Here is a 14773-nt window from a genome sequence, read left to right on the forward strand (position 1 = left end):
TTACAAAATTTTAAAAAAGAATAACGTGAAGGTGGAGACAGGGAAATTGAGACCACAATTGAAGAAGATAAGTATTCATTTTATGGTTTTTTTACTTACATGTGTGAATCTTGTAATATATTTACCGAAAGAAGTACAAGCATCTACAGTAGAATTAAAAGGGTTAGGTAATATCTCTCATTATAATGCAGTCGTTTTTGGTAATCATAGTGCGATAGGTGGAGATATTGAGGGAGCGATAGCAATTCAAGGTGATATGGATGCGTCAGGTTATACCGTTGTAGGTGCTGCAACTGGAGGGGGTAACATAGTTGGTGAAAGATGGATTGACGAAGGATATCCATCCTTGTTATTGTCAGGGAAAATGAAAAAATCTAGAGGAGAATCTTTTATAGTTCAACACGGAATCGTTGTAATGACAAAAGAGGCTGATTTAAATAACATATTACAATCTTATAATCGTATTGTTTATAAAGAAAAATCAGAAATTGATGCGAAATTTAATGAGTTTCGTAATATAGTTGATCAGGTCAATAGGGACGCAAGTCAATACAAAACAAATAACCCGGTACCAAAAATGAGTTATGGTATTGGGGAAGATATGAAGAATCCAAATATATATGTTTCATCAGAAATGACAGGGAAATCAAGTTTAGAGGTGAGAGATGTATATTTACCGAATGCTGATAATAAAGATTTTATTGTTATGTATTCTGATGCAACAGAGATTGCTTTTAAAAACGGGTCAATATTGTATGATACAAACAATGTTGGGACAGCTACCGATGTAGTACAGACTTCACAACCTTATAATCCTCATTCACCGTTTAATAAGCTGTATGAGAAAGTTATTTGGGCATTTCCTAATGCCAAAAAGATTACAACAGATGGTTATGGTGTTGTCGGAAGTGTATTTGCTCCAAATGCAGTGCTAGAAGCGAAAGGTGGTTCCATCAATGGACAAATATTTGTGGGTGAACTACATCAAAGAGGTGGGTTTGAAGGGCATAACTTTCAATTAAACTGGAAGAACTGGAACAAGCATGGCACAGGAAAAGTGAAAATAAAGAAAGTCGATACGAAAAATATCGATAAGAGATTGGCGGGAGCAAAGTTTAATATTGTAGATGGGAACGAAAAAGTAGTAGAAAAATTAGAGACGGATGAAAAAGGAGAAGCAATATCAAAAGATTTACCGATAGGTGAATACAAAATTGTTGAAACAGAAGCGCCAGCGGGCTATGAATTATTAAAAGATAAAGTAACGGTAACAGTAAAGCAAAAAGAGACAGTAGAAATGATGGTGAAAAATAAAAAAGCTCCTGATTCAGTAGGTAGAGTGAAACTGAAGAAAGTCGATACGGACAATGTAGATAAAACATTGGCAGGAGCGAAGTTTAATCTTGTAGACGGGAACGAAAAAGTAGTAGAAAAATTAGAGACGGATGAAAAAGGGGAAGCAATATCAAAAGATTTACCGATAGGTGAATACAAAATCGTTGAAATAGAAGCACCATCGGGCTACGAATTATCAAAAGATAAAGTAATAGTAACAGTAAAACAAAAAGAGACAGTAGAAATGGTGGTGAAAAATAAAAAAGCCCCCGATCCGGTAGGTAGAGTGAAACTGAAGAAAGCCGATACGGACAATGTAGATAAAACATTGGCAGGAGCGAAGTTTAATCTTGTAGACGGGAACGAAAAAGTAGTAGAAAAATTAGAGACGGATGAAAAAGGGGAAGCAATATCAAAAGATTTACCGATAGGTGAATACAAAATCGTTGAAATAGAAGCACCAGTGGGCTACGAATTATCAAAAGATAAAGTAATAGTAACAGTAAAACAAAAAGAGACAGTAGAAATGATAGTGAAAAATAAAAAAGCCCCTGATTCAGTAGGACAGATTGAGATTGAGAAAGTGGATGCCGAGGATTCAAGTATGAAATTAAAAGGGGCTATGTTTCAAATTTTAAATAAAGACGGGATAGAAGTTGGTATATTAACGACAGATGAAAAAGGTAAGGCTATTTCTAAACAATTGGCACTTGGAAAATATATGATTAAAGAAATAAAAGCACCGGACGGTTACATGTTGCTTAGGGATTCGATTGAGATAGAAGTTACAGAAACGGAAGGAACACAAAAAATAACAGTAGAAAATACGAAGGATGATTGGACAATTCCCAATACTGGCGGTACTGGGACGACAATATTTTATACGAGCGGTGTTATGTTGATGTTTGTAATGTTATTTTTATTGTTCCGTAAGAGAAATCATAAATAAAAATATGGACAAATGAAAGGGTTCAGCTTTAATAGATTTATAAGGATGAGATTTGAAAAGAGGAGGAGCAAATTAATTCCTTCTCTTTTCGTTGTTTTTACTGTCCGTAATAGCCTTCACTTTATATTTCTTGCTTCAATTGGAAGCTACAAGCAGTGGAGGTTTTGAGTAGCTTGTTTGTTGTTTCGTCAAATGTTTTTAACGGTGCTATGCAAAATACCGTCAATCGGTTCCTGCTAACAGGAAATCATTTTCTTTCGTCCATGCATCTTGGCGCGTTTTCATAAGCGAAACCTCCATTATGATGTCGTTTTCGCTTAGATTACCCTTTAGACTTTGTTTTATGCGAATTCTGTAATCTTTCATAAACAGTCGAGAGTGCCTGTTCGAATTTTCCTGTTGTTTTTGGTCGATAGTACTGCTTATTTTTTATTTTGTCAGGTAAGTATTGTTGCTCAATCCATCCGTTTGGATAATCATGCGGATATAAATAACCGATACCTCTTCCTAAAGATTCAGCTCCTTTATAGTGACTATCTTTTAAGTGGTTTGGAATATCACCAGTTTGTCCATTTCGTAAATCGTGGAGTGCTGCATCAAGCGCTTTATAAGCTGAGTTTGATTTTGGTGATAAGCAAAGTTCAATAACAGCATTAGCAAGTGGAATGCGGGCTTCTGGAAATCCAACTCGTTCCGCCGATTCAATGGCCGCCAAAGTTCGAGGGCCAGCTTGCGGGCTAGCAAGTCCAATATCCTCATATGCCATAATAAGAAGTCTTCTGCAAATGCTTTGTAAATCGCCTGCTTCAATTAGACGAGCTAAGTAATGAAGAGCGGCATTGACATCACTTCCGCGCACTGATTTTTGAAAAGCTGATAAGACGTCATAATGAGCGTCTCCATCTTTATCGTGAACAAAGCTTTTTTTCTGTAAACATTCTTCTGCAATCTCTAATGTAATTTCGACTGCTTGCTCATCTGTTGCAAAGCTTGATAAAACAGCAAGTTCAAGTGCATTATAGGCCGAGCGCATATCTCCGCCAGAAGCGCTTGCAAAGTGGCGGATTGCTTCATCTGTAACTGTTACATGATATTCTCCGAGCCCTTTTTCTTTATCAGCTAGTGCCCGTTTTAATCCGGTTAAAATATCATCTTCTGTCAGTGCATGTAGTTCAAAGATTTGACAGCGGCTTCGAATCGCTGAGTTAATGGCGTGAAATGGATTGCTCGTTGTGGCGCCGATTAAAGTAAGGAGCCCGCTTTCTAAATGCGGTAAGAGAAAGTCTTGTTTCGCCTTATCTAGACGGTGTACCTTTGTATAACTTATTTTATGTGGATGAAATTATTAAATGTTGTTTTAAAAGGGGTGTATGGTTTTTATCCAAATTCCGACGGATAAAATTATGGCCCGATAAAATTAGACTGTATTTTTTTGTACTATAGTACATTTATTTTTAGTTCACAATATAGGACGTTAAAGTGTCACGCTAATGAAGAAGTGAATCAAAAGACGGACTATGCCATGAAACAGGCATTTAGCGACCCTACGGTTTTTCTAGAAGGGTTTAAAGAGAGAGAAGAGGAAGAAGGGCCGAATATTCTTCCAATCGATAAGAAGCCAGTAAAGTCTTCGTTTGCAAGTAAGTTTCGTAAATAACTTCCGCATTAGTTTTATAGATGGAGTGAACTTGTTTTTTGAAAGGGAAATAGGAAATTTGTGTTAAAATAAAATCAAGATTATGGAAAAGATATATGCTTGTTTTAAAAAGATAAATATTCACAGAGGGGGAAACACAGGTGACTCGTTTAATAAAAGAAACCGATTTTTTTACTTTGAATTTTTTATGCGACGGAGTATATGCTGCTATTTCAAAACCAGGTCAAGGTGCTTGGAGTAATGCGGGAGTAGTTGATTTGGGAGACGAATTATTAGTGTTCGATTCATTTACGACTCCTTCTGCTGGTTATGAATTAAGAAGACAAGCTGAAGATATTACAGGGAAAAAGATAAAATATTTAATAAACAGTCATTTTCACGGGGATCATGTTTTTGGAAATCAAGCATTTACAGATGCTACTATCATATCCACTTCTACAACAAAGAAATTATGCAAAGAAAAAAATGAAATTGGTGATTTAGAAAAAGAAATAGAAGAGATGGAAAGCTATTTAGATAGTTTAAGAAATCAAATAGAGGAAAATCAGGACATTATAATTAAAGATAGCCTGACAAATCAATTTAACGAAATGTCAAAAGTGTTGGATGACTTACCTCGTATGAAAATCGTTCTGCCATCAGTTATTTTTGAAGAAAAGCTGATTATAGAAGGTTCGAAAAGAAGCGTAGAATTATACTGTTTGGGCGGAGGGCATACTCCTAGTGATACATTTATGTATTTACCCAAAGAAAAAATTGCCTTTATGGGTGATTTAGTAACAGAGGAATTACATTTACCCATTTATAATCCTAAAGAATTTAGCTCTATTTTAGAAAAAGTAGAGGAAATGGATATTGAAACTTTTGTACCAGGTCACGGAAACGTTGGGAACAAAGGATTGTTATATACATTGTCTGAGTATTTGACATTTTTAACTGAGAAATCTAGGGAAGCACTAAAAAATAATCAATCATTAGAAACCTTTATTTCAAAGTTTGATACACCTAATAAATATAAGGAATGGACAGGCGTGAACGGAATCAAAGGTAACCTTTCCAAGGTTTATACATTTTATAAAGGATAAAGAAAGTTAGAAATTTCTTATACAATAAATGAAGAATATTGGTTAAAAAACAGAAATTAAATGTAATAAAAACGCTTGGAGATTACCAAGCGTTTTTCATTGTATTATTATTTGTTTTTAAAACAAGTCTCAGTCGCTTAAATAGCTATTTCCATTCCGTAGCCAAAAGACCATAAATAACGTGGTCTACATAATGGTTATACAACCACTCTGCTTGTCTTATTTTACCTTCTTCTACAAATCCAAATCGTTCAGGAAGTGCTCTACTTTTTTTGTTTTCAACAGCAACACTAATCTCAATTTTGTTGAGTCCAAGTTCCTTGAATCCATAATCAATTAAAGACTTCAAAGCTTTTGCCATAATACCTTTACCTTGAAATTCTTCTCCTAACCAATAACCGACAATGCCAATTTTATTAGTCTTATGGATGTCATTAAAACCTATTGTTCCTGCGATTTTTCCTTTATAAATAATGGCGAAAGATTTTGGGTATCCTCCGTTTTCTGCAAATTCTTTTAGTCTCGTTTTAATATTTTGAGCAGCATCTTCTGCTTTTTCAATGTAGTCGAGCCACCCAAGCCATTCCTTTAAATATGATTTTGAACTAATAATTAAGTTGTAAAATTCTTCAGCGTCACTTTCATTAAACGTTCGTAATGTAACTTCTTCATCAATCTTATGTATTAACATATCTTTCTATCTCCTTTTTAGTAAGTTATTTGTTATTAAAGAGAATTATAAGTACGACTATTCCCAATATTAATTTTGTTTTAACATAAATTTTAAACTTTCCTTTCAGAGAAAATAAGCCCGCTTGAAATTAAGCGAACTATCTGGATTATATTAAATCCTTTAATATTAATCTTTGTATCCTAATTCTCGTTTGAGTCTATCTGTTTTTTCTTGGAGGACTTTTAGTTTGTCTTCAAATACTTGTTGTTCTTTTTTTCGTTGTTCACGTCTCAGTTTTACATATTCTGCAATCGGGATTGTTTTTAATTCAATTCCTTCATCCTCGTCTTCTTCTAGAAAATTGTCCTCTTCATTAAGAGACATAAAAAGTCCCTCCTAGTCATGCAGGACGACCAACCCAGTAACACAGTATATGTGTTACCAGTTATATTGTACACTTGAAGTCGCTGCTTCAAATGAGAGTCGTATTAGATCGGTACTAATGGGGCAAAAGCGAGGTAATAAAATAGAGGCGTGGGGGAAAATAACTTATAAGAAGGTTCCTCCATTTTCTTTTGGTAGTCAATTTTTTTATTGGCTTTTAGGTAAAAAAGAATCTGTTCTTGCTAAATTTACTGACACAAACTCACAAAATGATGTAAACATGCAACTTGTGGATGTTTCTGCACTTTCTTTATTGGGAGATCGAAGTTCTTATGACAGCAGTAACGAGGGGTCAGATTTATTAACGGAGTCTTTGACCGCCTTGTCGGGTTTAGGCTGTAATAATGACGTTTATTTAATGGGTGTAAAATGTAAAATAGGTTCTTTAACATTGATTTTCCGTTTTAATTCAGAAGGTCAGTGTATATTAGATGTTGATCGGTCATTATATACGAATGAAAAGGAAGAAATGATTGGTATAGATGATGATAGACCATTTTTTATAGGAGCTATTTATGGTATAACTTTTCCGAAGTTAATTGATCTTTATGTAGCAGAAAAAGGATTAGCCAAGTGGGCGAAAGCCAAGAAGAACAAAAGAAAAAATGGGCATTAAAAGTAATTAAAGATTTATGCGTACACAATAAGATAACAAAAGAAGAAGTGGACAAGTTATTAGCATAAAAAATAACTAAAAAGGTCCTCTTCATATGTTTTGAACAAAAGCATATGAAGAGGTCTTTTTCGTTTTTTAACTTTGATTAGCCTTAAATAAGGATTTAATAAATTTTTCACGCATTCTACTTTATGATAAATTTATTAAAGACATAATTAATTTAATAGTGTTCTTTAAACTAAAGGGGAGATATATATAATGTTTTACAATGAACCTTTATCACATAGAATGAGACCACGAACAATCGATGAAGTAGTTGGACAAGACGATGTAATAGGTCCCAAAACAGCCTTATACCGTATGCTTCAAAATGGACATATTCCATCCCTTCTTTTCTATGGGCCGCCAGGCACAGGGAAAACGTCTCTCGCTTTTGCAATTGCAAATACAGCAAAGAAAGAATTTTATGCACTAAATGCCATTAGTGCTGGAAAAAAAGAAATAGAAGCCGTTATCGAAGAAGCAAGATTAACTCGTAATGCGATTTGTTTTATAGATGAGATTCATTTGTTAAATCGTACACAGCAAGACTCACTGCTCAAGGCATTAGAGGAGGGGGTATTTACCCTAATTGGGGCAACAACAGAAAATCCTTATCATAGTGTGAGAGGTGCGATTTTATCAAGAATTGGACAAGTAAAGCAATTAAAAACTTTGTCTCCGTCTTCTATTCTAAAACTATTAAGAAGGGCGTTAGAAGATCAAGGAAACGGTTTAGGGAAAATGAATATTACTATATCCGATGAGCTACTAACGTTAATTGCTCAAACAACAGGAGATGCGCGTTCTGCACTTAATTTGTTGGAAGATATTGTATTTGGTTCTGAAAAAGATGAAAATAACAAAATTATTGTGACAGAAGATACCGTGAAACAATGTATTCAAAATAAAGGGTTCTCTCATGATAAAAAAGGGGATATTTTTTATAATTTACTATCCAGCTTTCAAAAAAGTGTCAGAGGTAGTGATGTAAATGCAGCCCTTCATTATTTGGCAAGATTGTTAGAAGGGGGAGACTTGGTTTCTATTTGTAGGAGATTACTTGTTATGGCGTATGAGGATATTGGGTTAGCTAATCCCGAACTCTGTGCAAGGGTTTTACCTGCAATAGAATCAGTAGAGCGAATAGGGTTGCCTGAGGGAAGAATACCTTTATCCGTTGTAACAATTGAATTGTGTTTATCTCCTAAATCAAATTCAGCTTATAAAGCTTTGGACAAAGCAATTGATGATGTGAAAAAAGGGCGTACAGGTGACATACCTGCACATCTAAAAGATGCTCATTATCAAGGTGCAGAAAAACTAGGGCATGGTCAAGGGTATTTATATCCTCATAATTATCCAAATGGATGGGTAAAGCAAGAGTATTTGCCTAATGAATTAAAAAATACGATATATTATGAACCGAAAGCGGCGGGAGAAGAAAAAAAGTTCGGTCATATTTATCAGAGATTGACGGATTTAAAAAAACAAAATTAATAATAAAAATAGTTCTCCCCACCAATTTATGAATAGGTGGGGAGAACTATTTAGAAATCAAAATCATCCAAAATGCTTTCTTCTTTTTGTTTTGGAGGATTTAAAGGTACTACTTCACTTTGCTTTACTTCTCGTAATGAAGTATTTTTCTTGAGTTCGTTCATTTTACTAAAAATCTCAACAGGATTATCTGATAGCATACTTTTTAACAATTCTTCAGCGATTGGTGTTCGTGTTTTACCTACCGTTAATAAATTTGTTAGTGGAATATCTTTGTTCATGCTTAATTCCATCCATTGGAATAAGGTGTCTTGGTAGGATTCTATATTATCTTTAAGGTCTTTATTTTGTTCTTTTGCTTGTACCAAAGCTAATTTTGTTTCAAGTAATTCTTTCTCCAACTTCTTGCACTTTTTAATATATTGTTGGAGCTTTAATTCATTCATTTTTAAAGCTCCAATTATTTTAGTTTTATCAGAATTTTTTTCTGTGAAAAACTTATTTACGATATCATTTGTGTTAATAATGGACTCATCTTCTTGAACTTCATTAGGAATGTGGTGTTGCATGACTTGATTTGTCTTGTCAATTGTGTCGCGTCCTTCACCTTTACGCCAAAAAAACTCTCCAATGTTGTGTTCAATCTCGCCATTTTCAAACAACTCTTTGGAATAACGGTATACATCCATATACGCTATTTTTCCAGTAACTTTTCTTTCTTTAGTATAACGATAGATGATATCTTGTATGAGTTCTGCAGGAAATGTTTTTTTAGGTCTGCCTCGTCTTTGTTTCATTTTTTATTTCGTTCCCTTCACCGTATTTGCTAATTTGGATGAAAAACTTAACATTTTATGGACACTTGTATCTAATTGATTTTTAGTAACGAGTAAATCTCTATTAAATTCTTGGTTGAATTCTGAAAAATCATCTTCAAAGGATTCGTTTAAAGCTATGCTATATAAATTGTTCAATGTCTTTATAAGTGCACTTACTTCGTTTTTACACTGTTGTAGTTCATGTTCTATTTGTTCTTTTTTTGATAGGAATTCTTCAGGACTAATTTTCCAATAATCACAAAAATAGCATTTATCTACTTGGCAAAAGACATTTTGGTCTGTACAATAACCTGTTTCAAGCTCCATTTCAAAGCCCGTATCATTAATTTTTAGTACTTTTTCTCGCACAAAATCATCATCTAAGTAGTTATGATATGAACCAGGAACAGAAGGATTTTCCTTATTTACTTCTTGTTGAAATTTAAATTTTTGCATCAATTGAAGGATTTCAACGTCTACCCAGTATTCCATATGCTGTTGATAATGATATTGTGATTGAACAGAAGTATGCCCTCCCAAACGAGCGATTTCAATGGGATGATAACCCTGTCGCATTAAATTTAAAAACGCAAAATGACGTGTATCTCCAAGACGAATTCTATGAGTATATTCTACTTAGTACACATTTTCTATAATTTGGTCATAAAAGTCATTTAAAAGAAATTTAAGATGATCATATCTGAACCTCTTTTTGAAATATTCAGGATGGTTAAGTTTTCTTTTTATCCCAATGGATGCATCTGAAATTAACGTTTTTGATGGGCCGAAAGCATTTGTCATTGTGATGTAACTTTCTATTTCTTGATACAACTTTTGGGGTATAGAGATTTTATCGATGATTTGAATTTTATGATGGTTTGCCTTTTGTTTTAAGCGAGGCAATCGTATATAGTGTCTACCATTTTCTGCGCTTAGTGCATTTCTATCTATATCACAAAATTCTGTTGGGCGCATAGGAATCAAATTGCTTAGTGTCCACCACAAGTAAATTGGATAGTATCTAAAAAAATGTTTCGCTTCTTTGGATATTTCTTTAAAGAAGCTTTCAATTACCCACGAAAATGTTAATACATCGTTTGATGGAGGGAGTTTTCGAACCATTCCGCCAACCTTCTGAATATCAATATCTTTTTTTATGTCTACAAGTATTTTTTTATAAGTTTGCTTAACGTCAATTTCTTCATAAAAATCAATGAAATTGAGGGTAGGAATACATAGATTCCACCGTGTTCTATCATCGTATTCATAAAGAAGGTGATTGCTAGTTTGTTCTAATAAATCTTCGCTACATGCATGAGATAGCGTAAGAAAGTTCTCAACATATTTATGGTATTTATTAAGGGATTCTAAGGAACGATAGGGAATTAAAGTAACAATCCAACATTTTAAAGCTTGAATGATAAGAATAGAATCTACATTCCAGAACATCATTCTTTCTCTCATAGTTGCAAAATTAAAGTAAACACTCGAATGACGAGTGTCGCATATAAAGCGCCACTCATCATTTTCGAAAGTACCTTCAATCAGTAATCCTTTCGACTTTTGCTCTTCTAAAATTTCAATTGCTTGTTGAATCATATTATCTACATTGAACTGGAAATCATTGAATTCTTCAAGGGATTCTTCAATTGCTTTGTCTTCTATTACAGACATGCTTATCGCCTACCTTAACGTTGAATAGTTACATACTCTTTGATATTAGGAATTGATTGTAAATCTTTTTTAAACTCTTCTAATCCATTTTTAAAGAAAGAAGATACTTCGTCCTTTCCAAATTTTTTACAGCAGATTCTATTAAATATAGATAATTGTATAAGGTATTAGAAAGACGAATTTTTTCACCCTGTTTAGTTGTTGTATTAAATAGTTCTTTAAATTCGCTGAAATTTAATTGGAATTCTTCTTCTAATTGTGACAATGCATAGAAATTTGGAACCGCAAACTGGCATTTTTCGCAATCTCGATTTGGAAATTTACAGATTTGATAAATACATTGGAAATATTCCTTTTTCGAGGGTTGTTGTCCTAGCTTTATGGAATCGTATATATCTTTTCTTTTTTCAAGCGAAAGTCCTTTGATAACTTTGTAAACAATTTGTTGTTCTTCACTTAATCTATTTAAATAGCGGGCCACTTGTTCAATATGATGTACATCACCAAATACTTCTTTTAGTGCTAGAGAAGTGTGAGTTCGCTCTTCTCTGTTATCAATAGGTTCCTGTAGTATCAATTCACTTAAAGCATCATATGCATAGCCAAAGTGACCGAGATCAAATAGTTGTTTTGTTATGAAGTCCATTTGTTCTTGTGGTATATCAATATAAATGTTCGTTGTTTCTTCGTTACTATGACTCCGTATGAATTTGGTAATTTCCAAAGGATTGCGTTTGGTCGTCTTTTTAATCACACTATAAACGTAGCTAATCAATGTGCGATTCATTTGTCTAGATTTAAAGATAAAATTATCGTTATGACTTTCGAAGAAAGCATTTCTTTGTCTATCAGTAAAATCTCTTTTGCGATTATTAAAATCAATTAGAACTTCTGATAAAGGTTGACAAATCTGACAGCGAAGTTCACATAATACAGTAGAATGCGCAAAGGCAGCCATAAGTTCATATGAACAAAAGAAATGACGTTTTTTCTTTGTTTTTGAATGTACGAAAGACATAGCTTTTACTTGATTAACAATAGTTATAACATCGTGTTCACTTAAACTATTCTGTTCTATCCACTCTAATGCCTCCATTGTTTCCATATTTCCAAGTTGTGTTTGTCGTAAGTCTATTCTTGGAAAAGAGGTTACATCATAATGTCGCCATGCATTGTTCAAATGCAGTAATACATATAACCAGGAAGAATCCCTGTGTAAATGTAGTTCTTTTTGGATTTGCAATCGAATATCTTCTATAGCTCGTTTTTTATGTTTTATAATATCTTTTGTATAATCCATTAAACTAATATATTCTTCGAGTGAATAAATAGTTTTTTCTCTTTGTATACGTTTGGGTTTCTTATAAATATTATTGAGTTTACTAAATTTATAATTAGTAGATAAACCCGCAATCTCTCTTGTTTCAAATAGTTGTCTTAAAAATTTATACATTTCGATTTGTACAGTTTTGTTTATGGTTGAATTGAATACTGCCAAATTTAATTCATTATCTGTATAAGTGAAAATTTCCTTTAAATCTGTTAATTTACTTAATAATATTGAAGTGTTAAAAAGCATGCGTATTTCTTGTTTCGTTGAGGCGCTAGATGCTTTACTTTTTGATGATTTTCGTTTTACATATGAAAACCAATATGTTGCAGTTGCTTTTCCTTTATCGCTGAAATTAATATTAGCTTCTCGTAATACTGATTGTAATACATCATATATGGTTGATTCAGAATGGTATATGATGTTTTCAATATCTTTCTCTCGTTGTCTACGTTCATTGAGGGATAATACATCTGTTTTTAAATGTATTAAAGCTCGACGAGTGCGAAAATTAATGCCATCTCGATTGGTGCATATAAGGGGAGGGATAAAGATTGAATGTATTTCATCTTTAATAAATTTTTGTGCTAATGTTTTACGAGAAATATTGAGTGTTTTGGCTGCTTCGTTTGTAGTAAGGTATTCATTTCGTACTTTTTTCCACAATTCATTTTGTTTATCGATGAGCAGTTGGACATCTTCTTTTTTTATATAGGTAATCGGAGACCCTTTTTCTTTTACAGTTACAATGTTGTACTCTTTTACTACCTTTTCAACACTGTCTGCGGTAATACCAAGGGTTTTTGCAACTTGTTCTTTTGTTATATATCCAACTCTTCTTTTTTCTTTTAGAAATGACTGCCAATCTTTTTTATTTAGGTATATATAATTAGCATTCATTTGATAGAATTGAACAATGTCTTTGGGGTATTTGTTAAGCCAGTATTGTTTAAAGGTTGCCAAGATAACATCAGCTTCTTGAGCAGCATGTACTATTGAGATATACTCTTTTTTAAATTTTGCAATTTCCCGTTTAGGGATAAAAAGTGTATTGTAGTCAACTTTATGATTAAGCGATATAAGACTTATATAACCATTGTTGTGTAAGTAATAAAAACGTGCTTTAAACATAGATGGAGAGAGATGATTATCTGTTTCTGCGTTAGTTAACTCTAAGAAGGCTTCTGGAATGGTATAGAAATGTTTTTTTAATAGCTTTAATGATAAGTGATACTTAGCTAATGAATATAGAGAGTATAAACATTCTCCTTTGATTTTCTTCTGAGAGATTATACTTTCATTTCCTAAGCGCTCAATCATTTTGTTTCCAAAGCCACCTAGTAATTCTTCATTTTCATTTTTAATGGAAGGAAATGTTTTGTATTGGTTTTTATAATGTTGTAAGCATTTTATCTCTTTTTGATACTCTTCAAGATGCTGAACAGCTTTTTCTATAGAAATAGCTTGTAGCTTCATTTTTTCACTTCCCCCAAATTAAAATTATCTATATTCTTTTTATTAATATCTGCATTCTTCATTTCGGCCGCTATTCGTATGTTATCAATGGCTTCTTTTGTTAATTGCAGGGCATTTTTGTCTTCTACATAACTCATTACTGAACTTAGGTTTTTATCTCCTCTAGCAATTGCAATCTCAGGAATAGTAGCACCAATTTGGAGAAGAAAGTTGGTGAAAATACCTCGTCCAATATGGGTAGACCATTTTTTATTAATTAGGAACAAATAATCTTCTGTTCTGCCTTCATCACTTATCTTCTTTAAAAACTCTTTTTTGACTTTATTAAATAATTCTGTATAAGTTTTTCCTGACATTGGTTCTCCTGTTCTTTTTGCAATGAACAATGCATTTGGATTTTTTGTTTCATTTTGATTGTTCAGTCTTTTTAAGTGTTGTTTATGTTCTTTGTACACCAGAGAAAGAAGTGGATTAGTTAATAAAGCTTGATTGCGAGGACGTTTTACACCTTCATGTTGTAGGTTTGTCTTGTTTTTGAATAACTCTGAATGTCTTTCCCTTATTTTTAAAATGAATTTACGCTCTCCTAAGTTTGTATGGTCCCAATAGTATGGTGATTCGATTGCTTCTTTAGTTAAATTTACAACTTCTCCTGCTCGTAAGCCCCCAAAGAATTGAAAACAAATCCCTAGTACTATATCGGGTGCAACGTCTTGAGCAATTTTAATAAATCTTTGAACTAGCTCATATCGGTTTTCTCCAAAATCCACTAATTTTTCTGATACTCTTTCGTCTCGGCCAGGATAAATTGTACCTAACTCTAGGTTGTTGAATGGGGAGTCTTTTTCTGCATTAATCTTTTCATGAATAATTTGGTTAGTGGAGAGCCATTGATAGAATTTAATTAAGTAGCTTTCTATCCTATATATATAATCAGAAGATAATTCTTCATTTCTCGCTTTTAGTGATAAATAGGATATAAATTGTGATCCATGAATTAGCCTTAATCCAAATAAGCCTTCCTGTTTTAAATTCACAAATTCTGTTGCTTCATTTTCTATCTGCTTGTTTATATAATTTAAAAACTTTATCAATTCATATGCTGCATTTCTTTGTGAACTTAAAGATTTAGATGTTCCTCTATAGTATGTTCTTATATAGTGAGTTAAAGGAGAAG

The 14773-nt window shown here is 33.0% G+C and carries 12 protein-coding genes and 1 pseudogene; 5 read left to right on the top strand and 8 right to left on the bottom strand.

Annotation, left to right across the window (positions count from 1 at the left end):
• Positions 1-46: 46 nt before the first annotated feature.
• Complete coding sequence (locus MR059_RS04000; RefSeq protein WP_087099233.1) at positions 47-2284, top strand: SpaA isopeptide-forming pilin-related protein; 2238 nt, start codon at positions 47-49, stop codon at positions 2282-2284.
• 322 nt (positions 2285-2606) lie between these two features.
• Here the strand turns inward: MR059_RS04000 and MR059_RS04005 are convergent.
• Positions 2607-3599, bottom strand: a pseudogene (locus MR059_RS04005) (replication-associated recombination protein A); the annotation flags it as partial.
• Between the two features lie 207 nt (positions 3600-3806).
• On the opposite strand from MR059_RS04005, the gene MR059_RS21775 reads away from it, so the two are divergent.
• Together MR059_RS21775 and MR059_RS04010 are read left to right on the top strand one after the other, a co-directional pair.
• A complete protein-coding gene (locus MR059_RS21775) occupies positions 3807-3941 on the top strand; it encodes a hypothetical protein (protein WP_277927653.1) in 135 nt (44 codons plus the stop codon).
• Between the two features lie 140 nt (positions 3942-4081).
• A complete protein-coding gene (locus MR059_RS04010) occupies positions 4082-5026 on the top strand; it encodes an MBL fold metallo-hydrolase (protein WP_242161544.1) in 945 nt (314 codons plus the stop codon).
• A gap of 145 nt (positions 5027-5171) precedes the next feature.
• Here MR059_RS04010 and MR059_RS04015 read toward each other — a convergent pair whose 3' ends face one another.
• Together MR059_RS04015 and MR059_RS04020 are read right to left on the bottom strand one after the other, a co-directional pair.
• Entirely contained in the window at positions 5172-5717 is a 546-nt protein-coding gene (locus MR059_RS04015; RefSeq protein WP_242161546.1) for a GNAT family N-acetyltransferase, read from the bottom strand.
• A gap of 168 nt (positions 5718-5885) precedes the next feature.
• The gene (locus MR059_RS04020; RefSeq protein ID WP_242161547.1) at positions 5886-6083 is read right to left on the bottom strand and encodes a hypothetical protein; all 198 of its coding nucleotides are present in this window, start codon (positions 6081-6083) and stop codon (positions 5886-5888) included.
• A gap of 118 nt (positions 6084-6201) precedes the next feature.
• Between MR059_RS04020 and MR059_RS04025 the strand changes: the two genes are divergently transcribed.
• Both MR059_RS04025 and MR059_RS04030 read left to right on the top strand, forming a co-directional pair.
• The gene (locus MR059_RS04025) at positions 6202-6759 is read left to right on the top strand and encodes a hypothetical protein (protein WP_242161549.1); all 558 of its coding nucleotides are present in this window, start codon (positions 6202-6204) and stop codon (positions 6757-6759) included.
• A gap of 258 nt (positions 6760-7017) precedes the next feature.
• Positions 7018-8298 carry a replication-associated recombination protein A gene (locus MR059_RS04030; RefSeq protein WP_242161551.1) on the top strand — a complete coding sequence of 427 codons (1281 nt, stop codon included), beginning with the start codon at positions 7018-7020 and terminating at the stop codon, positions 8296-8298.
• Between the two features lie 50 nt (positions 8299-8348).
• On the opposite strand, the gene MR059_RS04035 is transcribed toward MR059_RS04030, so the two are convergent.
• The 5 genes from MR059_RS04035 to MR059_RS04055 form a co-directional block, all read right to left on the bottom strand.
• Positions 8349-9095 (bottom strand): hypothetical protein, encoded by a 747-nt coding sequence (locus MR059_RS04035; protein WP_242161553.1) that lies wholly within the window; start codon positions 9093-9095, stop codon positions 8349-8351.
• 3 nt (positions 9096-9098) lie between these two features.
• A complete protein-coding gene (locus tag MR059_RS04040) occupies positions 9099-9656 on the bottom strand; it encodes a hypothetical protein (protein ID WP_242161555.1) in 558 nt (185 codons plus the stop codon).
• Positions 9657-9752: 96 nt separating this feature from the next.
• Entirely contained in the window at positions 9753-10790 is a 1038-nt protein-coding gene (locus MR059_RS04045) for a hypothetical protein (protein WP_242161557.1), read from the bottom strand.
• A 79-nt stretch (positions 10791-10869) separates the two neighbouring features.
• Positions 10870-13596, bottom strand: coding sequence for a hypothetical protein (locus tag MR059_RS04050; RefSeq protein WP_242161559.1), 2727 nt, complete (start codon positions 13594-13596; stop codon positions 10870-10872).
• The gene (locus MR059_RS04055) at positions 13593-14690 is read right to left on the bottom strand and encodes a site-specific integrase (RefSeq protein WP_242161561.1); all 1098 of its coding nucleotides are present in this window, start codon (positions 14688-14690) and stop codon (positions 13593-13595) included. Before MR059_RS04055 ends, MR059_RS04050 begins: the two co-directional genes overlap by 4 nt.
• Positions 14691-14773: the final 83 nt, after the last annotated feature.

The organism is Bacillus cereus group sp. BfR-BA-01522 (genome assembly GCF_022662635.1).
In the GTDB taxonomy this organism is placed as follows: domain Bacteria; phylum Bacillota; class Bacilli; order Bacillales; family Bacillaceae_G; genus Bacillus_A; species Bacillus_A cytotoxicus.